The following is a 19,867-nucleotide window of genomic DNA, read 5'->3' on the forward strand; positions in this document are numbered from 1 at the left end:
CACGCGGACGTTCATCGTCAGCCTTTTGCCGGATCTGCCTTCGGTCTTCCCACTCCGGGATGGGAGGTCACACGTTGATGCTTCGCGCTTCCAGCGTATCGACGAATGAGCGGTCCCATCTGCCCTCTCTGATCGCGTGCATGGTCTCTTCCTCTTTCTGCTGCTGGAGAAGTGCCTTTTGAATCACGGTCGGCGCCTCCTCGCGCGACAGCACGACAAGCCCGTCCTGATCGCCGACGACGATGTCGCCCGGGCATACCGCCATTCCGCCGACGGAAACCGGAACGTTGATCGCACCAGGGCCATCCTTGTAGGGCCCGCGATGATTGACGCCCCGGGCATAGACCGGGAAAGGACGCTCGCGGATCTCGGCAACGTCGCGGATGGCGCCGTCAAGAACCATTCCGGCGACGCCCACGCTTGCGGCATAGAAGGTCATGATCCCGCCGACGAGCGCATTGGCGATGTCACCATCGGCGTCGATCACAAGCACATCACCGGGCCTGCAGATGTCGAAAGCGCGAAGGATGGCCAGATTATCGCCGGCGCGTGTCCGTACCGTCACGGCGGTGCCTGCGAGCGGGGCAGGGTGATGGTAGGGCTGGAGTCCGGTGCTGCCCCGGTTGCGCTGCAACTGGTCACTAAGCAGAGCGACCGGAATCTGTTTCAGAGTTGCAATAAGTTCAGGATCGGCCGATGGAGCCGAGGGGTGTTTCCTAATGCTGTTTGTCATTGTTCAGCTCACGGATCTCTGATCGATCCCTGAGTGCTAACGGGGTGCCTGGAGACTAGCCAAGACAAGTTCGGTCTGCCAACATAGGAAAATCTTATGGCTCGCGTGTAGGAGGCGCCCTGATCATGTCCGGTGGCGGGAGCAGTGATCGGATAATGAACCTCAAACGCCTTCAGTACTTCGTGAAGATTGTCGATATCGGCAATCTGACACAGGCGGCAGATATCCTTCACGTGGCTCAGCCGGCCCTGAGTCAGCAATTGGCGACGCTGGAATCGGAGGTCCGCCAACAACTCCTCGTTCGCACGCCCCGGGGCGTGACGCCGACGGAAGCCGGTATGGTTCTGTATCGCCATGCTCAGCTCATTCTTCGGCAATGTGACCAGGCACGCGTTGATATGAGAGCCGCCGGACAGGGCATTTCCGGTGCTGTCTCAGTTGGCCTAGCGCCTGGCACCGCCGCCGCTGGCCTCGCCATGCCTCTGCTGGTGGCCACCAGGAGCCGCCATCCGGGGGTCGTGCTCTACCTCAACGAGACCTATGGAACCACGCTTTCGGAACTCGTCATGAACGGCAGAATGGATCTTGCCGTGCTGTATGGCGGGGGACAATCCGTGCACGGGCTCACGTTCCAGCCTCTCCTGCGCGAAAGCCTCTATCTGGTGGGCCCCAGCAGCATCCCGGCTCTGTCGGATCCCGTGCCTCTCGAACGCATTGGCGAAATGGATCTGTTCCTGCCTCGGCCGTACAATGTAGTCCGCAAAGTCGTGGACGCCGCGTGCGCCGGCATCGGGCTTGTCCCTCGCGTCGTCGCCGAGATTGAGTCGGCAAGCACGTTGGCCTCCGTGATCGCAGCCGGCATGGGAGTGACGATCCTACCTGGCTCAATGGCGAAGCAGGTCGTGGAGTCGACGTCGGCGTGGCACGCCCGGATTGTCGATCCCGCGATTGAGGTGCCCCTGGCGCTATGCCAATCGGACCACCTTCCGCTTTCCGAGCCGGCTGCGGCGATCCGGCAGATTCTGCTTGAACTTGTTCGGGAGCTGCCCGGCAATCTGCTGTCATCTAAAGATGATGGCATCCTGAAGAGAGCATAAGCTGCCCTTATGGGCACAGAGACAATCTGTCTTGGCCACCCTTTTGGGTGGCTGCTAGCGTCATGACATAGGCCCGTCGCGGTGACGGACCGGTGATCCTCATGACACTTGACGAGATCAAAGCGTTAATCGATGCGATGAGCACCTCCGACCTTGTTGAAGTGGAGATCAACAAGGATGGCTGGACCCTGCGCCTCACGCGCGATGCGGGGAATTCGGCGTTCACGCCTTCGACTGGTGAGGCAAGGGCGAGGCCGCCGGCGGCGCCCGCTCGCCCAGAATCCTCCCCTCGTGAGTCCGCGTCTTCCGTCGAATCCACAGGATCCACGACCGATGTCAGCGCCCCCTTGTCTGGGGTGGTCTATCTTGGCCCCTCGCCAGACGCGCCCCCCTTTGTAGCCGTAGGTCAGAAGGTCACGAGCGGAACGACCCTCTGCACGGTTGAAGCGATGAAAATGTTCAATCCTGTCACAGCCGAACGGGATGGCGTGGTCGAGGCCGTGTTCGTCTCGACGGGTGATGAAGTCGCAGCCGGCCAACCTCTTTTGCGGATTGTCTGAACCCATGTTCGACACTGTCCTCATAGCCAATCGCGGCGAAATTGCTCTTCGGATCCAGCGGGCGTGCCGAACGCTCGGGCTGCGGACGGTCGCCGTCTATTCCCAGGCCGATCAAGATGCGCCTCACGTGAAATACGCGGATACCGCGGTGTGCATCGGCCCAGCTCCAGCAGGAAAGAGCTATCTCGATGGCGCTGCCATTCTGCTGGCTGCAGAAGCGACAGGCGCCGAGGCCATTCATCCCGGATATGGATTCCTGTCCGAGAATGCGGGCTTTGCTGAGAGTGTCGCTCGATCGGGCTTGACCTTTATCGGGCCGAGCCCGGAGTGCATCCGCACGATGGGCGACAAGGTCGCCGCCAAGCGAGCCATGCGCGAGGCAAATGTGCCGTGCGTTCCAGGCTCGGAGGGAGCCCTGCCCGACGATCCGGAAGCCCTACAGGCTACTGTCGCCGAGATTGGTTTTCCGTTGATCCTCAAGGCGGCCGGCGGCGGAGGCGGTCGCGGTATGCGGGTCGTCAGGGCACATTCGGAACTTGCCGATGCATTTGCGCTCGTCCGCGAGGAAGCGCGCCGCGCCTTCGGCAACCCGGAGATCTATGCTGAAAAGTTCCTCGAGCGCCCGCGCCATGTAGAGATCCAGGTGTTGGCCGATGCCTATGGTACGGCCCTTTGGCTCGGCAGCCGCGATTGCTCGCTCCAGCGCCGTCATCAGAAGGTTTTGGAGGAAGCGCCAGCGCCGGGTCTGCCCGCCGATCTCATCGCGAGGATTGGTGAACGCTGCGTCGAGGCCTGCCGACGGATCGGCTACCAGGGCGTGGGTACCTTCGAGTTTCTGGTCGAGGACGAGCAATTTTTCTTCATCGAGATGAATACGCGAGTGCAGGTCGAGCATCCTGTCACCGAGGTGACCACCGGAATCGACATCGTGGCCGAAGGTATTCGGGTTGCGCGCGGTGAAGCTCTCACACTGTCCCAGGCTGACATAGGCTGCCACGGTCACGCTTTCGAATGTCGGATCAATGCAGAAGATCCCGACAGCTTCGCACCCTCACCAGGGCTGATCACGGGGTTCGAGGTGCCCGGCGGCCCAGGCGTCAGAGTCGACAGTCATATCGCCGCCGGAGCGACCGTGTCGCCCTATTACGACTCGATGATTGCCAAGCTCATTGTCCATGGACAGACCCGGCAGGAGGCAATGGCGCGGTTGAAGGTGGCGCTGTCTGAGATGAGGGTCGAGGGTGTTGCCACGAATCTTGCTTTGCACCGGCGGATCGTGGACGAGCCCGGCTTCATCGAAGGCGGGTTCGATATCCATTATCTCGAGCAATTGCTGAAAGTCGGGGCCTCTGCATGATCATCAAGGAGCCTCGGATTAGTCTGCTGGGCACCAGAGCGCTTCTCTTCGAGGCGCCCGGCGAGACCAGCCTGACGACGCAGCGGCGGATTTGGTCGCTCGCCCGTGAGGTGGGGACATGGCCGGAGGTGAGCGAAGCCGTACCGGGCGTCAACAATCTCCTCGTGAGTTTTTCGGTGCCGCCGCGGACGCTTGCGCCTATTGAGTCCCGTCTGCAATCCGCCTGGGACGCCGCGACGCCGATGATCCTGCAGGGCCGCACCATCGAACTGCCGGTCGTGTATGGCGGGGAAGGGGGGCCGCATATGGCGGATGTTGTCGCCCATACCGGCTTGTGTCCGGAGGAAATTGCCGAGATTCATGCCCGTCCGCTTTACCCGGTCTATGCGATTGGAAGCCATCCAGGCTATTGCTATCTTGGCGGGATGGATGCACGCATCGCAACGCCGCGCAGAAAAGTGCCGGTGCTGAAGCTTCCGGGCGGCGCGGTATCGATTGGAGGGTCGCAGACCGGCGTGTCAGCCTCGGCCGGTCCCAGCGGCTGGAACACGATCGGCACGACTTCGACGACGTTCTTTGACGCGACCCGCGATCCCCCGGTCCTGCTGCAGCCAGGCGACAGCATCCGCTTCCGCATCGTCGAGGTGGTCCGATGATGGAGATTCTATCAAAGAGCGCTCTTACGACCATCCAGGATCGGGGACGCTTCGGCGCTTTGAAATGGGGGGTCGGCACAGCCGGTGCGATGGACAGTCTCGCGCTTGCCTGCGGCAACCTTTTGCTCGGCAACAGTGAAGATGCTGCCGCAATCGAGATCCAGGTCTTTCCGTTCGAAGCCCGGTTTGACAGTGATGCGGCTATCGCATTAACCGGCGCGACCTGCGAGGCGGCCGTCGATGGGCGGGTCGTTCTTCCTTGGTCGAGCGTCCGAGTGACCGCCGGCTCGGTGCTGCGCCTCGGGTTGACGCGATCCGCCCGTTGGCGGGGAGCACGGGCGTATGTCTGCGTAGCAGGCGGGATCGATATTCCCATCGTCCTGGGTTCTCGGTCCACGCAATTGCGGGGAGCCATCGGCGGGCTTGAAGGTCGAGCGCTGCGGCAGGGAGACAAGCTTCGGTTCGGTCGGCCGAATGACGCGCGCTGCGCTCCAGATGGAACCAGCATTGTACCGCCAGCATTCGCTTTGCCGCTGATGTCGGACGGACTGCCCGCGGTCCGGGTTCTGCCGGCTGCCGAATACGGATGCTTCAAGCCCGAGTCCCAAAGCGATCTGTGGCTGAAGCCGTGGAAGGTAACGCCTCAGAGCGACCGCTATGGGTACCGCCTGTCCGGCCCGGTGCTGGAGCCCGTTGCTCCCATGGAGTTGCGCTCACACGGCATCGTACCTGGCGTCATTCAGGTGCCGCACGGTGGTCAGCCGATCGTGCAGATGTGCGATGCTCAGCCCTCCGGCGGATACCCGAAGATCGGAACCGTCATCGAGGCGGATCTCTGGCGGCTCGGGCAAGCGCCAATCGGAAGTTCCATTCGCTTCATCGAAACTGACTGGGATGGGGCACTGCACGCCAGCGATGAAGTCTCCCGATGGCTGTCCGATGTAGCACGTTGTCTTGATCTGGCGGGAGCCCGGAGAGTGCGCTCATGAAGATCTCGGACATTCCACAAGTTGCGTCCTGGCTGTCCGAAGCGGGGATCGCGACCTACGAGCTGACAGGACCGGACTATCGCATCTGCCTGCGGCGCAGTGTTAAGGCTCGATCCAGGCGTGGTCTCTCGGCAGGTCCGAGACAGGATTCAGCCGGTCCAGTACGAGGCCAATCCGACGCGGTCGTGGCGTCGCCGGGTGTGGGGGTTTTTCTCCGTGCCCACCCTGTCCAGGAAGCCGCGTTGGTGGAGCCGAACGATCCTGTCGCGGCCGGTCAGCCGCTGGGGCTTCTGCAGGTCGGCCCCATTCTCCTTCCTGTCCTTTCTCCCCGCGACGGAACTGTTGCCTCGATCATTGCGCCCGACCGCTCGCTTGTCGGCTATGGCGATCCGCTCGTCGCGCTGATGTCGTAAAGGAGCCAACCTGTGCATATCGATCTCAATGCAGACCTTGCCGAGGGCTATGGCCAGTGGCGTATCGGTGATGACGATGCCCTGTTGGATGTGTTGTCCTCTGCGAATCTCGCTTGCGGCTTTCACGCGGGCGATCCCCTGATCATGGAGAGGACCGTCAAGGCAGCCCTGGGACGCGGCGTCGATATCGGGGCGCATGTCGGTTTCCCCGATAAGCAGGGGTTCGGACGGAGGCCGATGCAGATCGACGCCGATGAGCTGGCTGCCATGGTGATCTATCAGCTCGGAGCGCTGGAGGGGATCGCACGCGTGGTAGGGCACAGGATGACCCACATGAGCTTTCATGGGGCCCTCGGGAACATGGCGGCCGCAGATTCCTCTGTCGCCGCACCCCTCGTTGCTGCGGTCGCGCGCTTCAACCCTGAGTTGATCATCGTCTCCTCAACGAGCCGGGCCATTGAAGATGCGGCGTCATCCTGCGGCCTTCGCGTCGCGACCACCTTTCTCGCGGACCGCGCCTACGACAAGGCAGGCCTCCTTGTCCCGCGCCGTCTGCCGGACTCTGTCATCCACGATGAGGCCAAGGTACTGGAGCGGGTGCGACAAATCCTTCGGCAGGGAACCGTTACAACGTACGAGGGAGAGGATCTTCCGATGCGCCCTCACAGCATTCTGCTGCATGGAGATACGCCTGGAGCCTTATCGCTCGCTCGCAAGATCCGTTCGGAAATCGAGCAGGCTGGTGGGAAGATCGTGCCCGTGTCCCAGATGGCGTAGTCCAGTTCCTACGCCGCAAGATAAGAACAGCTTATCGCCACAAACACAAATGGTCTTGGCGTCTGCTGGCTAACTTCTCCTAAGTTATATCAACCAGCGAGGACACTCATGCCCTTCTCTGATTACAAGACAGCTCTCGTGACTGGCGCTTCTTCGGGAATTGGTGCCGCCGTGGTCGAGCGGTTCCGCCGCGAAGGCTTGGAGGTTCACGCGATTGCCCGCAGTCGAGAGCCGCTGGAACGCCTTGCCGATAGGACCGGATGCATAGCGCATGTCATCGATGTGGCGGACCGCGAACAGCTCGCAAGTCTCGCAGAGACAGTCCAGTTCGACATCCTGGTCAACAATGCGGGCGTCGACCGCCCCAAGAAGTTCCTTGAGGCTGATCCGGAGGACATCGACCTGCTCGTCGATGTGAACACACGGGCCGTGCTCCATCTTTGCCGCCTCATCGTTCCCGGCATGGTGGCGCGGGACCGCGGTCACGTCATCAACATCTCGTCAATCGCCGGTGTCTACAACTTCGGTGGGAACTCGACCTATCACGCGACTAAAGCGGCGGTCAGCATGCTGTCCCGCCAGCTGCGCCTCGACGCTTTCGGGCACCGGGTCCGCGTTACCGAGATCTGTCCCGGGCGCGTTGCGACCGATATCTTTGCGCATGTCCATGGCGACACACCTGAGATCCGGGAGCGCTTCATCGAAGGCTTCGAACTGCCAGAGGCCGCCGACATCGCTGAGGCCATCGCCTTCGCCGTTGCAGCACCTGTATCCATGAATGTGGGTCACATGGAGATCACACCAACCCTTCAGGTTCTGGGTGGCCTCCAAACCGCTCGTCCGGCTGCCAGAGATGGCCAGCCCTCCAAGGCGAGTTAAGCTGCTATGGGCGGGTTCGATCTTGTCGCGATCTTAACGAACCCGAACTTCGGGCTCATGCTCCTCCATGGGCTGGAGATGACCTTTGTGATTGCCACCGGGTCATGGCTCCTCGCCATGACCCTAGCGATTCTGCTCCTGATCATTCGGCTGTCCCCGAGCCGCCTCGCTGATCGCGCCGTTGCGGCCTACGTCTCTTACCACCGCAATGTTCCGACCCTGGTGCAGCTGATGCTGTGGTACTTCGGAATATCGAGCCTCCTGCCCGAAGGGTTGCAATACTGGCTCTCTGATCATAATGCGGAGGCCACTTTTGCCATCGTTGCCCTTGGGCTGTGTCAGGCGGCTTATTTCAGTGAGGATCTGCGCTCCGGTATCCGTTCTGTGCCGGCCGGCCAATCCGAGGCTGCCCGTGCCCTTGGACACAGCTTCTTCGGCACGATGCGCTATGTGCTCATGCCGCAAGCGTTTCGCAATGCTCTGCCCGCGCTCATCAACCACAGCGTATCCTTGTTCAAGAACAGCAGCCTTGCGATGGCGATCGGGGTCGCCGAGCTCACGCATGCTGTTAAGGAAATCGAAAGCCAGAGCTTCAGAACCTTCGAAGCCTACCTGATCGCAACCATCGCGTACCTGATCTGCTCTCTGCTGATCATGTCTGTCGGAGCTGCACTCGGCCGGAAGGCAGCCTTGAGCGGAGGACGCTGACCGATGCTCTGGGATATCCTCTCCATCATTCAGGATAACTGGCTTCTTCTGCTGATCGGCCAATACCCCAACGGGCCGCTTGGAGGATTAGCCGCGACTCTGATCCTCTCCGTACTGAGCATCGCTCTTGCATTCCCGCTCAGCGTGTTGCTCGCCCTCGCTAGGTTGTCGCGATCGCCGTTTCTGCTTTGGCCATCGACCGCACTCGTCTACATCGCGCGGGGCGTGCCGCTACTGATGCTGATCCTGTGGGTCTACTTTATGGTCCCGTTGCTCCTTGGCGCGAATATTCCCGGGTTTGTGACCATGCTCGTAACGTTGGTTCTTTATGAGGCGGCATTTCTGAGCGAAGTCGTGCGAGCCGGGATTGTCGCCGTTGGCCGCGGCCAGATGGATGCGGCGCGTGCCCTGGGCCACAGCTATCTTGGTGCCATGTGGTACGTCATCCTGCCACAGGCTCTCTATAACATGCTGCCCAGCATCCTCAGCCAGTTCGTCTCGACAATCAAGGAGACGACTCTGGGATATGTCATCAACGTTCCGGAGCTTACGTTTGCGGCTAATCAGATCAACAATCGCCTCCTTTCGAAACCATTCGAGGTCTTCTTCATTCTGGCAATCATATACTATCTCGTCTGCTGGACGCTAACCCACGCGGCGACCGTTCTGGAACGACGCATCGCTCGCAAGCGAGCCGGGACGACTACCGGTCCATTGCCCGTCACAATGCAACCTCAAACACTTACGGCTGAGCCATGAGCACTGTGCGTCCGTCCGCGGGAGGCCCACCAATGATCCGCTTTTCAAATGTCCGCAAGAACTACGGATCATTTCAGGCACTTGACAACATCAACGCTGAGGTGGCTCGAAGCGAGGTCGTGGTGGTGTGCGGGCCATCAGGCTCAGGAAAGTCGACGTTGATCAGAACGGTCAACCGGCTTGAAGAGATTCAGTCCGGCTCAATCATCTTCGACGGTCAGGACGTGCATGCCAAAATGCGTAGCAAGGAGCTCAATCATCTTCGAAGCCGCATTGGATTTGTGTTCCAGAGCTTCAATCTATTTCCGCATCTCTCGGCGCTCGAGAATGTCACTCTGTCGCCCGTCACGGTCAATGGCGTCAAGCGGGAGGTAGCTCGCGAAAAGGCAATGCAGCTTCTTGACCGCGTGGGCCTCGCGGCAAAGGCCGGCTCCTATCCAGGCCAGCTGTCCGGTGGTCAGCAGCAGCGCGTTGCGATTGCCCGGGCGCTCGCCATGGAGCCGCCAGCGATGCTGTTCGATGAGCCCACCAGCGCCCTTGATCCTGAGATGGTCGGCGAGGTGCTTGCCGTGATGAAGGCACTGGCCGCGGATGGCATGACCATGATGTGCGTGACTCACGAAATGGGGTTCGCACGGGAAGTTGCGGATCGCGTCTGGTTCATGGACGGAGGTCGCATCCTTGAGGAGGCCGATCCCGAGAGCTTTTTCTCGCGGCCTCAGCACCCTCGCGCGCAGCGCTTCCTTTCGGATCTGCGCCATTGAACGATCAGCATAAAATAAAACCAGAGGAGAAGGACATGTCACTGAAGTCGCTTAAACTCGGCCTTGCGGCCGCCGCTCTCGGTCTCACCGCGATCGCCCCCGCGAGTGCCGATCAACTTGCTGATATCATGGCTCGCAAGGAGCTTCGCTGCGGCGTCTACGCTGACGTGCCGCCGTTCTCGGCGCCGGATCCAAAAACACGCGAGTTGGTCGGTTTCGATGTCGATCTGTGCAAAGGGATCGCCAAGCGATGGGGCGTCGAGGCAAAGCTTACGCCGCTGTCCGTCGAGGCCCGTGTGCCTGAGGTCAAGCTCGGTCGCGTCGATCTGACAATTGCGAACCTCGCCTATACCCTAAGCCGCGCTGAGCAGATCCAGTATAGTGACCCTTACTATATGGCGAAGGAAATGCTGGCTGTGAAGGCGAGTGATCCGGCAACGTCCAAGGCCGATTTCAAGGGCAAGCGGCTCGCCTCGACCAAGGGATCGACCTCCGAGCTCGCCATCAAGATGAATGGATCAGAACCGCTGACCTTCCAAGACACGGGCTCGGCGTTCATGGCGGTTCAACAGAACAAGGCGCTCGGCATGGTCGCTAATACCATGACGATCACGAAACTCGTCAACGAGTCAAAGACGAGAGGCGTCGAGCTGAAGATGATCCCTGAGCCCATGGTATTGCAACCAACGGGCATCGGCATGAAGAAGGACGAGCCTGCATTGTTGGCGAAGGTCAACGAAACCCTCAAGGAGATGGATGCGGCCGGTGAAATCAATGCAGCCTGGGATAAGTGGCTCGGGCCCAACACCGAGTTCAAGATGACGCGGACCGATAAAGTCACGCCTCTAACCGAACTGAAGTTCGAGCCAATTCCCTAAGATCTGGCACTTCCGTTCATTCCTAGCGGACATTCCCGCCGGCTTGCGTCAAGCGAGCCGGCGTCTCCATTTGCGAAACCGCCGCCGACTCTGAGACTCCATTCGATCCTTGGTATAGGCACAGGCGCTGCTTGCGGCATCTTGCGAACACATCGCCATAAGCAAAAGCTATGGCTACAGATTGTAGTTGTCTTTGTCGAGCTGGTTTCCTGAGCCTAGATTTCAAAGGCATTCGGCCATGAGGAAATGGTCGAAATGAACGACAAACTACATCTAAAAGTCCCATCGCGCACGATGGTTGAGAAGGATTCAATGGTGTCTTCATTGTTTTCGCTTGCAGGTCGACGTGCTCTCGTGACGGGCTCGTCACAAGGTATCGGTTTCGCTCTGGCCAGAGGTTTGGCGGAACACGGTGCTGCGGTCGTTCTCAATGGACGTGACCCGGGCAAGATCGAAGTTGCTGCCGCCCAACTGTCGGCGGCAGGACACAGAGTCGCGACTGCAATCTTTGACGTGACCTCGGCGGACGCTGTCCGGAATGGGATTGAGGCCATTGAAGGCGAGGGCCCGATCGACATCCTGATTAACAATGCGGGAATGCAGTTCCGCACCCCGCTCGAGGACTTCCCCGCTGACCGGTGGGAGCAGCTGCTGACCACCAATGTCTCCAGCGTGTTCTATGTCGGGCAAGCGGTCGCCCGGCACATGATCCCGCGCGGGCGCGGCAAAATCATCAACATCGCCTCGGTCCAGAGCGAGCTCGCCCGGCCTGGGATCGCTCCTTACACGGCCACCAAGGGAGCAGTGAAGAACCTGACCCGGGGCATGTGCGCGGACTGGGCCAAGCACGGCCTGCAGGTCAACGCCATTGCGCCCGGCTACTTCAAGACGCCGCTCAACCAGGCCCTCGTCGACAATCCAGACTTCTCAGGCTGGCTGGAGAAGCGCACGCCGGCGGCCCGCTGGGGCAACGTCGAGGAGCTGATTGGTGCGGCGGTGTTCCTCTCGAGCGAGGCCTCCTCGTTCGTCAACGGGCACACGCTCTACGTTGATGGCGGCATCACCACCTGCCTCTGACGCAAGCATCAGCCGCGTCAGACAGCCGCCAGCAAATGCCGACATGGGAGAACGCTCGCAATGACAAAGCCTGAGATCCTGATGATGGGTCCCTATCCGACTTGGGACCTTGAGGACCTGGAGAGCAACTACACGGTTCACAAGCTTTGGGAAGCGCCCGACCGGGCAGCCTTTCTGCGCCAAGTGGGTGACAACGTTCGCGCCATCGCGACCCGCGGCGAGATTGGCGCGTCGGCTGAGCTCATGACGGCTTTGCCAAGGCTTGAGATCGTCTCCTGCTATGGCGTCGGAACCGATGCCATCGACCTCTCACATGCGAAGGCCAATGGGATCCGGGTGACCAACACGCCCAACGTCCTCACCGCTGACGTGGCCGACATCGGCGTCGGGCTGCTCCTGGCAGTGGCCCGTCAGATCCCGCAGGCTGACAAATATGTCCGGGACGGACGCTGGCGCAACGCCAACATGCGTCTCGTCACCCGCGTCCACGGCAAGAAGGTCGGCATCGTCGGTATGGGACGCATCGGCGTCGAGGTGGCCAAGCGCCTGGCGGCGTTCGACTGCCCGATTGCCCATTTCGACATCGCCCAGTGGGATGATCTGCCGTACACCTTCGTGCCTGATCTGATGGCCCTGGCCGAGCAGTCCGAGTTCCTCATCGTCACTCTGGCGGGCGGCGCTAGCACCCAAAAAATCATCAACGCCGATGTCCTGCAGGCGCTCGGACGCGACGGCATCCTGATCAACATCTCGCGGGGATCGACCGTTGATGAGGCAGCCCTGCTCGATGCACTCGAGCACAACATCATCAAGGGCGCCGGCCTTGATGTATTCTGGAACGAGCCGAACATCGACGAGCGCTTCCTGACGCTCGAGAACGTCATCCTACAGCCGCATCACGCATCCGGGACTGTGGAAACCCGGCAGGCGATGGGGAAACTGGTGCGCGACAACCTAGCGGCGCATTTTGCCCAGCAGCCCCTTCTCACGCCCGTCATCTGAGGATTGCCCCATGAAAGCCGTTGTCATTCATGCCGCCAAGGACCTGCGCATCGAGGAGCGTGAGCCGGAGACTCCCGGGCCGGAACAGGTCGAGGTCGCCATCGAGGCCGGCGGCATCTGCGGCTCCGATCTGCACTACTACAACCATGGCGGCTTCGGCACGGTTCGGGTGCGCGAGCCGATGATCCTCGGCCATGAGGTAGCCGGTACCGTCCGCTCGCTCGGCGAGGGCGTCTCGGGTCTGGCCATCGGAGACCGGGTGGCTGTCTCGCCGAGCCGGCCCTGCCAGCACTGCGAGTACTGCCTGAAGGGCCAGCAGAACCAGTGCCTGAACATGCGCTTCTATGGCAGCGCCATGCCGATGCCGCACATCCAGGGCGCGTTCCGGCAGAGCCTGGTGGCCGAGCAATGGCAATGCCACAAGGTAGCGGAGGATGTTTCAATCAACGAGGCGGCGTTCGCCGAGCCGCTGGCGGTGACGCTGCATGCGGTCAACCGGGCCGGATCGCTTCTGGGCAAGCGGGTTCTGGTGACCGGCTGCGGCCCGATCGGGGCTCTCGCGATCATCGCCGCGCGGGCGCACGGGGCACGGGAGATCGTCGCCACGGATGTCATGGATGCGGTGCTGGAGAAGGCACGGGCTGTCGGCGCCGATCGGACGATCAATGTGGCGAGCGAGCCGGAGGCGCTGTCGCCCTTTGCCACCAACAAGGGCACCTTCGATGTTCAGTTCGAGGCTTCAGGCAATGGGAGCGCCGTACGCTCCGGCCTGGAGGTGCTGAAGCCGCGATCCGTGCTGGTGCAGCTCGGGCTCGGCGGCGACGTGTCGATCCCGCAGAACCTGGTGGTGGCGAAAGAGATCGAGATGAAAGGGACGTTCCGCTTCCACGAGGAGTTCGCCCTCGCGGTCGACCTCATCAACGCGCGCCGGGTGGATCTCAAGCCTCTGATGAGCGGGACCTATCCCATCACTGACGCGGTGGCGGCCTTCGAGGCGGCCGGCGATCGTAGCCGGTCGATGAAGATCCATCTGAGCTTCACCTGACACACCGCCAGAGCAAGGACCATTGGCCATGAGGATTGGAACTCCGAGGGAAGTCTTCCCAGGTGAGGCGCGGGTGGCGATGACGCCTGAGTCAGCCCTCCAGCTGCAGAAGCTCGGGCATGCCTGCGTGATCGAGGCCGGGGCAGGGGAGAAGGCGGGCTTCTCGGATGCGGCCTTTGCTGCGGCCGGGGTGAGCATCGTGCCGGATGCGGCAGCCCTCTACGCCGCCTCCGACGTGCTCACCAAGGTGCGGCCGCCGACGCAGGCTGAGGTCCACCAGCTCCGCCAAGGCCAGACCCTGATCTCGTTCTTCTGGCCGGCCCAGAACTCCGATCTTATGGAGCAGGCAAGGGAACGGGAGGCCACCGTCATTGCCATGGACATGGTGCCGCGCATCTCCCGCGCCCAGAAGATGGACGCGCTCTCCTCCATGGCCAACATCGCCGGCTACCGCGCCGTGATCGAGGCCGGCAACCACTTCGGCCGCTTCTTCACCGGCCAGGTCACCGCCGCCGGCAAAGTCCCGCCCGCCAAGGTGCTGGTGGTCGGTGCCGGCGTGGCAGGCCTCGCCGCGATCGGCACCGCGACCAGCCTGGGCGCCATCACCTATGCCTTCGATGTGCGGCCCGAGGTGGCCGAGCAGATCGAGTCCATGGGCGCGCAATTCGTCTTTCTGGAGTTCGAGGCGGCACAGGACGGCGCTGCCACCGGCGGCTATGCCGCGCCCTCCAGCCCCGAGTTCCGCGAGAAGCAGCTCGCCAAGTTCCGCGAACTCGCACCGGAGATCGACATCGTCATCACCACCGCCCTGATCCCCGGCCGGCCAGCGCCGAAGCTGTGGACGGCCGACATGGTTCAAGCAATGAAGCCCGGTTCGGTGATCGTGGATCTGGCAGCGGAACGGGGCGGCAACTGCGACCTGACCGTGCCGGACGAGAAGGTGGTGACGGACAACGGCGTCACCATCATCGGCTACACCGACTTCCCGAGCCGCATGGCCGCCCAGGCCTCGACACTGTATGCCAACAATATCCGCCACTTCCTGACCGACCTGACCCCGAACAAGGACGGTGTCATCCACCACAACATGGACGATGATGTGATCCGCGGCGCCACGGTCACGCACCAGGGCACGATCACCTACCCGCCTCCGCCGCCCAAAGTGCAGGCGATCGCGGCCGCCAAGCCTAAGGAGAAGGCGAGGGAGCTCACCCCGGAGGAGAAGCGGGCGCAGGAAGCCGCTGCCTTCCGGAGCCAGACCAGGACCCAGGTGGGGCTGCTCGTGGCCGGTGGCCTGCTGATCGCGCTGGTCGGTGCCTATGCGCCGGCAAGCTTCATGGCTCACTTCATCGTCTTTGCCCTGGCCTGCTTTGTCGGCTTCCAGGTGATCTGGAGCGTCAGCCACTCGCTGCATACGCCGCTGATGGCGGTGACCAACGCCATCTCGGGCATCGTGGTGCTCGGCGCCCTGCTCCAGGTGGGCTCCAGCCACTGGCTGGTGGTCAGCCTGGCCTCGCTCTCCTTCCTGATTGCCACCATCAACATCGTCGGCGGCTTCCTGGTCACGCGCCGGATGCTGGCCATGTTCCAGAAGTCGTGAGGATCGTCCGATGAGCTTTGGTCTTGTCTCCGCCGCCTATGTGGCGGCCGCCATCCTGTTCATCCTGTCGCTGGGCGGCCTGTCGGGCCAAGAGGGCGCCAAGCGGGCCGTCTGGTACGGCATTGCCGGCATGGCGCTCGCCGTGGGTGCTACGGTGTTCGGGCCGGGTGTGGGCAACTACGCCATCATTGCCGCCACGCTGGTGATCGGCTCAGCGATTGGCTGGTATGTGGCCAAGAAGGTCGAGATGACCGAGATGCCGCAGCTGGTGGCAGCCCTGCACTCCTTTGTCGGTCTCGCGGCCGTGTTCATCGGCTTTAATGCCGATCTCGAGCTCACCCGCGTGCTCGCCCTCGACGAAGCCTCACGGCAGGCGCTGACCGGCTTTGCCGGGGTGCTGGCGCACAAGACCGGGGTGGAGATCGCGATCCTGAAGGTCGAGGTCTTCCTTGGCGTATTTATCGGTGCCGTGACGTTTACCGGCTCGGTGATCGCGTTTGGCAAGCTCGCCGGCAAGGTCGACGGCAAGGCCAGGAAGCTGCCCGGCGGCCATGGGCTCAATGCCGGGGCGGCGCTGCTCTCGCTCGTGTTGCTGGTGCTGTATGTGCAGGGTACAGGCATCTGGGCGCTGGTAGCGATGACCCTACTGGCGTTCTTCATCGGCTACCATCTGATCATGGGCATCGGCGGGGCCGACATGCCGGTGGTGGTCTCGATGCTCAACTCCTACTCGGGCTGGGCGGCGGCTGCGATCGGCTTCACGCTGGGCAACGACCTGCTGATCGTCACCGGTGCCCTGGTCGGGTCGTCGGGTGCGATCCTGAGCTATATCATGTGCAAGGCCATGAACCGGAGCTTCATCAGCGTGATCCTCGGCGGGTTTGGCGCCACCACGGGTCCAGTGATGGCGATTGCCGGCGAGCAGATCGCGATCGACGCCGACGGAGTGGCGACCGCCCTGGAGGAGGCCGACAGCATCGTGATTGTGCCCGGTTACGGCATGGCGGTGGCGCAGGCGCAGCAATCGGTGTCGGAGCTGACCCGCCGGCTGCGGGCCAAGGGCAAGGACGTGCGCTTTGCCATCCATCCGGTGGCAGGCCGCCTGCCCGGGCACATGAACGTGCTGCTGGCGGAAGCCAAGGTGCCGTATGACATCGTGCTGGAGATGGACGAGATCAACGAGGACTTTTCAGAGACGGATGTAGTGATCGTCATCGGCTCGAACGACATCGTCAATCCGGCCGCCCAGGAGGATCCGAACAGTCCGATCGCCGGCATGCCGGTGCTGGAGGTGTGGAAGGCCAAGCAGGTGTTCGTCTCGAAGCGCGGGCAGGGGACCGGCTACTCCGGCATCGAGAACCCGCTGTTCTACAAGGACAACACCCGCATGTTCTACGGCGATGCCAAAGCCAGCATCGATCTGCTCGTCCAGTCTCTCTGAGGCTCTTGTGTGGGAAGTTGACCGACATGCATTGATGCTGTGCCGGCAGAAACCAACGAAGTATAATCGTCTACTTTCGGACTGCGAGAGCGGTGGCATGCGGTCAACGCAGTCCCTTCATGAGGCATGCTGCATTGCAGAGAGGCGCGATGCCGCCGATATCAGCAGTGGCTGATTTCAACGCGGCATCGCCTTTTTCCTCCCGGCTCTGCTGTGTCAGTCGTTCCCTCTGGAAGGTTTTGATGGATTTGTCGGACCTGAACTTCGCCGGACGTTGGCCCGGCTTTTTCTTGTCTGCCGGTCCAGCTCCTTGATGGGTCTAGCGAAAAGCTGGCCATAGCGCATCTGACTTTGGTCATAGACCGAGCGGGTGGGCGAACCAGCTTGGCACAGTCGCTTTTCCCACGAGAGATAAGCCCCAATGCGCCACAACTATAAGCTGTGGTCAGGCGCGCCTGTCTCGCAAAATGTCGCCTCTATACCGATCTTACGTTGAGTTGGCACCCAGTCACAGGGCAGTCGCCAGCGATATTCCAGGTGCCAAGGTTGCTGCGGAGCGGCTTGCATCGGCCATCGTCGCAAGCCTGTTACACGAGGACCTGGCCATTCATCAGCTCCTTGGTTTTACACTGTCTTAACCAAGACAACGAAAACACCCGTATCGTGGCAGCCGGCAGCCTGAGCTGGTCCGTTACAGCCTCTTTGTCGCCCCAACCGTGGGTCCGAATGAGGGGCGCTGAATTTCGGTCATCTTGCGTACGCGGGAGGCGCCCATGTTCCAGGAGTCTGCGCCACGTCTATTGAACGCACATCGCGGCTTAATCCTTGCGCTCAGTCTGTCCGCGGCCGCAGGATGGAGTTCATTCGCTATCGTGAGGCACACGTCGGCTACGGTCGGACGCCAGCTTCAGGATCAGGTCGCAAGCTTGCAGGTCACGCAAACCCAGCTCGTTGCCGAGCAGACCAAAACTCAAATCTCGCTCTCCGAGATGGCCCAGCTCCGTGCAGAGCTTGCCACGGCACATCGCGAGATCAATCGGCTGTCCCAGTCTCGCGAGCAGGCTCGGGTCGAGTATCCTCCCGTCAGGCCTGATGCCAAAGGTGCAAACCGCCAACCCAATGACGTCACCCGTGATGTGTCCCGGACAGATTCCATTGGGGAGAAAACCGGCGCGATCCAAAAAGACAAAGCAGCCTCAGCAAAGCTGCTCGAGAAGCAGGCTCGCAATCTGCAGGTTGCCGCCGTTGGTATGTCATCACCCAGTATCCAAAAGGCAGCTGTAAAGCCCCGCGGCAAAGAACGGGTTGACGTCAGTGAACCAGATACAGCAGCCTTGCGCCAACTCGTGAGGTCGACGGAGACGCCAGGGCGGTAGATAACATCCCTACGGTAGGTGCCGGTTCTACGCCCAATGGCAGGGAGAAGGCGCGAAACCGATTGGCTGCTTAGGAGGTCGAGCACGACCGATCAATCAGCCTTGCACGAACAAGATCCTGCTGAATGAGGAATCGGTACGGCAGCATGAAGTTTGCGCCTCCAGCAAAAGGCATCGCGCATGAGCAAGACGAAGACCGACACCAAACAACCCCTGCACCCTGCATTAGAAGAACTGTGGCAAATCCTTGCCAGAGAGCAGACGCTGGAGGAGTGTCGGAAACGCTCTGGATACGATCCTTCCGCCTCTTCCCGACGGGTCACGGCACGAGAGGTGAGGAAGGCAGCTGAGAAGCGGCGCTAACCTACTAACAGCTACAGTTTCCGCCGACCCGCCGTTCGGGTATCTGCCCTAGATCGACCAAGTGGAGCAGACGGCATGACACCGGAGCGCTTCGCCCTGATGCAGCAACTGCTGAACAATGCGAAATTCGACTGGACCTATGGCGACACGGAGTATCTGCGTGAGCCGGTCGACTTTATTCCGCGCTATCCCAAGAACAGCGTCGTGGCGGATCTGCCGCGGCTCAGAAAGATCGCTTTCACCCTGCATAAGGACCGTGTGGCAATGGTCGACCGCTCCGGTTCCCCACTGACACCCTCGTTCATGATTGCCTGGGTGGAAGCGGAAGGCTACGTGATCCAAGCTTTCGCCTTCGATGACGATGGTGGTGGCATGGCACAAGATATGATCGGTTCCCTATGCCCAAAGTGCCGGAAGTTATGATCCAATATCGCCTTGGGATTATTAGGTCAGCGCCGTGAAAGCGTCAACGTGCCTCCGGCGTTAACTCCTCGTTGAGCATACTTCCCTCATATTAGCTGAGGTCTCTGGGAGGTGGTGAGATGCGCGTGCTGCTGATCGAGGATGACATCTCTGTCGCTCGAAGCATTGAGCTCATGCTCCAGCGCCTCAATGTCCAGATCTCCGTCGCCGATCTGGGCGAGCACGGCATCGATCTCGGCCGGCTCCCCGATTACGACATCATCCTGCTCGATCTCAATCTCCCGGACATGTCAGGCTATGATGTCCTGCAACAGCTGCGGCTTGCCAAGGTGAGCACGCCTGTCCTGATCCTCTCAGGCCTGGACGGCATCCAGAACAAGGTCAGAGGCCTCGGCTACGGCGCCGATGATTACCTCACAAAGCCATTTCATAAGGATGAACTCATCGCCCGCATGCAGGCCATCATCCGCCGCTCGTCTGATCAGACCGAGGCCGTCCTTCAATGCGGCGATCTGACGATCAACCCCCGAGTTCAACAGGCTGAGATCGCAGGCCGCCGGGTGAACCTGACGGGCACGGAGTACAAGATCCTGGCGTTTCTGGCTCAGCGCCAGGGGAACACGCTGACCAAAGAGATGCTCCTCAATCATCTGTATAGCGGCATGGACGAACCTGCGATCAAGATCATCGACGTATTCATCTGCAAGCTGCGCAGGAAGCTCGCGGAGGCTTCAGGTGGCAGGGACTACATCGAGACGGTCTGGGGCCGCGGCTACATGCTGCGGGAGCCACAACTCGTCAAATTGGCAAGCTAAGTCTCAGGTTCACGACCCCCGTCTCACATCCGCTGCCCTGCGTTCTGTCAGCGGATTGCAGGTTTTCTGGATTCTCATGCCCCTGTAGAGCCCGTTTCCTCACACAATCTATGGCAACATCGCGACTTGTCGGACTGAGAACGCCCCAACTGAAG

The 19,867-nt window shown here is 61.3% G+C and carries 21 protein-coding genes; 20 read left to right on the plus strand and 1 reads right to left on the minus strand.

Annotation, left to right across the window (positions count from 1 at the left end; all coding sequences use genetic code 11):
- Nucleotides 1–67: 67 nt before the first annotated feature.
- Entirely contained in the window at nt 68–733 is a 666-nt protein-coding gene (locus HPT29_RS25155; protein ID WP_173948976.1) for an RraA family protein, read from the minus strand.
- A 155-nt stretch (nt 734–888) separates the two neighbouring features.
- Here HPT29_RS25155 and nac point away from each other — a divergent pair, with 155 nt between their 5' ends.
- The 20 genes from nac (at nt 889) to HPT29_RS25255 (ending at nt 19,712) form a co-directional block, all read left to right on the plus strand.
- On the plus strand, nt 889–1,830 hold the full coding sequence (gene nac / locus HPT29_RS25160) for a nitrogen assimilation transcriptional regulator NAC (RefSeq protein WP_173948975.1): 942 nt from the start codon (nt 889–891) through the stop codon (nt 1,828–1,830).
- A gap of 101 nt (nt 1,831–1,931) precedes the next feature.
- Nucleotides 1,932–2,390, plus strand: a complete 459-nt coding sequence (locus tag HPT29_RS25165) for an acetyl-CoA carboxylase biotin carboxyl carrier protein (RefSeq protein WP_173948974.1) — start codon at nt 1,932–1,934, stop codon at nt 2,388–2,390.
- 4 nt (nt 2,391–2,394) lie between these two features.
- A complete protein-coding gene (accC, locus tag HPT29_RS25170) occupies nt 2,395–3,747 on the plus strand; it encodes an acetyl-CoA carboxylase biotin carboxylase subunit (RefSeq protein WP_173948973.1) in 1,353 nt (450 codons plus the stop codon).
- Nucleotides 3,744–4,403, plus strand: coding sequence for a 5-oxoprolinase subunit PxpB (pxpB, locus tag HPT29_RS25175; RefSeq protein WP_173948972.1), 660 nt, complete (start codon nt 3,744–3,746; stop codon nt 4,401–4,403). Before accC ends, pxpB begins: the two co-directional genes overlap by 4 nt.
- Nucleotides 4,400–5,392, plus strand: a complete 993-nt coding sequence (locus tag HPT29_RS25180) for a 5-oxoprolinase subunit C family protein (protein ID WP_173948971.1) — start codon at nt 4,400–4,402, stop codon at nt 5,390–5,392. The genes pxpB and HPT29_RS25180 overlap by 4 nt, the downstream gene beginning before the upstream one ends.
- Nucleotides 5,389–5,805: an acetyl-CoA carboxylase biotin carboxyl carrier protein gene (locus HPT29_RS25185; protein WP_173948970.1), complete on the plus strand. Its 417-nt coding sequence runs from the start codon at nt 5,389–5,391 to the stop codon at nt 5,803–5,805. The genes HPT29_RS25180 and HPT29_RS25185 overlap by 4 nt, the downstream gene beginning before the upstream one ends.
- 12 nt (nt 5,806–5,817) lie before the next feature.
- A complete protein-coding gene (locus HPT29_RS25190) occupies nt 5,818–6,582 on the plus strand; it encodes a LamB/YcsF family protein (protein ID WP_173948969.1) in 765 nt (254 codons plus the stop codon).
- Nucleotides 6,583–6,690: 108 nt separating this feature from the next.
- Nucleotides 6,691–7,461: an SDR family oxidoreductase gene (locus HPT29_RS25195; protein WP_173948968.1), complete on the plus strand. Its 771-nt coding sequence runs from the start codon at nt 6,691–6,693 to the stop codon at nt 7,459–7,461.
- Between the two features lie 6 nt (nt 7,462–7,467).
- Entirely contained in the window at nt 7,468–8,169 is a 702-nt protein-coding gene (locus HPT29_RS25200; RefSeq protein ID WP_173948967.1) for an amino acid ABC transporter permease, read from the plus strand.
- A 3-nt stretch (nt 8,170–8,172) separates the two neighbouring features.
- Complete coding sequence (locus tag HPT29_RS25205; protein WP_173948966.1) at nt 8,173–8,928, plus strand: amino acid ABC transporter permease; 756 nt, start codon at nt 8,173–8,175, stop codon at nt 8,926–8,928.
- Nucleotides 8,929–8,960: 32 nt separating this feature from the next.
- Nucleotides 8,961–9,692 (plus strand): amino acid ABC transporter ATP-binding protein, encoded by a 732-nt coding sequence (locus HPT29_RS25210; RefSeq protein WP_173948965.1) that lies wholly within the window; start codon nt 8,961–8,963, stop codon nt 9,690–9,692.
- 35 nt (nt 9,693–9,727) lie between these two features.
- On the plus strand, nt 9,728–10,570 hold the full coding sequence (locus HPT29_RS25215) for an ABC transporter substrate-binding protein (RefSeq protein WP_173948964.1): 843 nt from the start codon (nt 9,728–9,730) through the stop codon (nt 10,568–10,570).
- A gap of 315 nt (nt 10,571–10,885) precedes the next feature.
- The gene (locus tag HPT29_RS25220; protein WP_173949009.1) at nt 10,886–11,647 is read left to right on the plus strand and encodes an SDR family oxidoreductase; all 762 of its coding nucleotides are present in this window, start codon (nt 10,886–10,888) and stop codon (nt 11,645–11,647) included.
- Nucleotides 11,648–11,707: 60 nt separating this feature from the next.
- Nucleotides 11,708–12,649 carry a 2-hydroxyacid dehydrogenase gene (locus tag HPT29_RS25225; protein ID WP_173948963.1) on the plus strand — a complete coding sequence of 314 codons (942 nt, stop codon included), beginning with the start codon at nt 11,708–11,710 and terminating at the stop codon, nt 12,647–12,649.
- A 10-nt stretch (nt 12,650–12,659) separates the two neighbouring features.
- Nucleotides 12,660–13,694, plus strand: a complete 1,035-nt coding sequence (locus HPT29_RS25230) for an L-idonate 5-dehydrogenase (RefSeq protein ID WP_173948962.1) — start codon at nt 12,660–12,662, stop codon at nt 13,692–13,694.
- A 28-nt stretch (nt 13,695–13,722) separates the two neighbouring features.
- On the plus strand, nt 13,723–15,294 hold the full coding sequence (locus tag HPT29_RS25235; protein ID WP_173948961.1) for a Re/Si-specific NAD(P)(+) transhydrogenase subunit alpha: 1,572 nt from the start codon (nt 13,723–13,725) through the stop codon (nt 15,292–15,294).
- 10 nt (nt 15,295–15,304) lie between these two features.
- On the plus strand, nt 15,305–16,735 hold the full coding sequence (locus HPT29_RS25240) for an NAD(P)(+) transhydrogenase (Re/Si-specific) subunit beta (protein ID WP_173948960.1): 1,431 nt from the start codon (nt 15,305–15,307) through the stop codon (nt 16,733–16,735).
- Between the two features lie 773 nt (nt 16,736–17,508).
- Nucleotides 17,509–18,111, plus strand: coding sequence for a triphosphoribosyl-dephospho-CoA synthase (locus HPT29_RS25245; protein WP_173948959.1), 603 nt, complete (start codon nt 17,509–17,511; stop codon nt 18,109–18,111).
- Between the two features lie 438 nt (nt 18,112–18,549).
- Nucleotides 18,550–18,897, plus strand: coding sequence for a hypothetical protein (locus HPT29_RS25250; RefSeq protein WP_173948958.1), 348 nt, complete (start codon nt 18,550–18,552; stop codon nt 18,895–18,897).
- A gap of 119 nt (nt 18,898–19,016) precedes the next feature.
- Nucleotides 19,017–19,712 carry a response regulator transcription factor gene (locus tag HPT29_RS25255; protein ID WP_173948957.1) on the plus strand — a complete coding sequence of 232 codons (696 nt, stop codon included), beginning with the start codon at nt 19,017–19,019 and terminating at the stop codon, nt 19,710–19,712.
- The last annotated feature ends 155 nt before the right edge of the window (nt 19,713–19,867 follow it).

Origin of the sequence: Microvirga terrae, from assembly GCF_013307435.2 — a bacterium.
GTDB lineage: Bacteria > Pseudomonadota > Alphaproteobacteria > Rhizobiales > Beijerinckiaceae > Microvirga > Microvirga terrae.

Coding starts and splice junctions, on each gene's coding strand:
- HPT29_RS25155 (WP_173948976.1), bottom strand. CDS start 733: ATGACAAACAGCATTAGGAAACACCCCTCGGCTCCATCGGCCGATCCT.
- nac (WP_173948975.1), top strand. CDS start 889: ATGAACCTCAAACGCCTTCAGTACTTCGTGAAGATTGTCGATATCGGC.
- HPT29_RS25165 (WP_173948974.1), top strand. CDS start 1,932: ATGACACTTGACGAGATCAAAGCGTTAATCGATGCGATGAGCACCTCC.
- accC (WP_173948973.1), top strand. CDS start 2,395: ATGTTCGACACTGTCCTCATAGCCAATCGCGGCGAAATTGCTCTTCGG.
- pxpB (WP_173948972.1), top strand. CDS start 3,744: ATGATCATCAAGGAGCCTCGGATTAGTCTGCTGGGCACCAGAGCGCTT.
- HPT29_RS25180 (WP_173948971.1), top strand. CDS start 4,400: ATGATGGAGATTCTATCAAAGAGCGCTCTTACGACCATCCAGGATCGG.
- HPT29_RS25185 (WP_173948970.1), top strand. CDS start 5,389: ATGAAGATCTCGGACATTCCACAAGTTGCGTCCTGGCTGTCCGAAGCG.
- HPT29_RS25195 (WP_173948968.1), top strand. CDS start 6,691: ATGCCCTTCTCTGATTACAAGACAGCTCTCGTGACTGGCGCTTCTTCG.
- HPT29_RS25200 (WP_173948967.1), top strand. CDS start 7,468: ATGGGCGGGTTCGATCTTGTCGCGATCTTAACGAACCCGAACTTCGGG.
- HPT29_RS25205 (WP_173948966.1), top strand. CDS start 8,173: ATGCTCTGGGATATCCTCTCCATCATTCAGGATAACTGGCTTCTTCTG.
- HPT29_RS25210 (WP_173948965.1), top strand. CDS start 8,961: ATGATCCGCTTTTCAAATGTCCGCAAGAACTACGGATCATTTCAGGCA.
- HPT29_RS25215 (WP_173948964.1), top strand. CDS start 9,728: ATGTCACTGAAGTCGCTTAAACTCGGCCTTGCGGCCGCCGCTCTCGGT.
- HPT29_RS25225 (WP_173948963.1), top strand. CDS start 11,708: ATGACAAAGCCTGAGATCCTGATGATGGGTCCCTATCCGACTTGGGAC.
- HPT29_RS25230 (WP_173948962.1), top strand. CDS start 12,660: ATGAAAGCCGTTGTCATTCATGCCGCCAAGGACCTGCGCATCGAGGAG.
- HPT29_RS25235 (WP_173948961.1), top strand. CDS start 13,723: ATGAGGATTGGAACTCCGAGGGAAGTCTTCCCAGGTGAGGCGCGGGTG.
- HPT29_RS25240 (WP_173948960.1), top strand. CDS start 15,305: ATGAGCTTTGGTCTTGTCTCCGCCGCCTATGTGGCGGCCGCCATCCTG.
- HPT29_RS25245 (WP_173948959.1), top strand. CDS start 17,509: ATGTTCCAGGAGTCTGCGCCACGTCTATTGAACGCACATCGCGGCTTA.
- HPT29_RS25250 (WP_173948958.1), top strand. CDS start 18,550: ATGACACCGGAGCGCTTCGCCCTGATGCAGCAACTGCTGAACAATGCG.
- HPT29_RS25255 (WP_173948957.1), top strand. CDS start 19,017: ATGCGCGTGCTGCTGATCGAGGATGACATCTCTGTCGCTCGAAGCATT.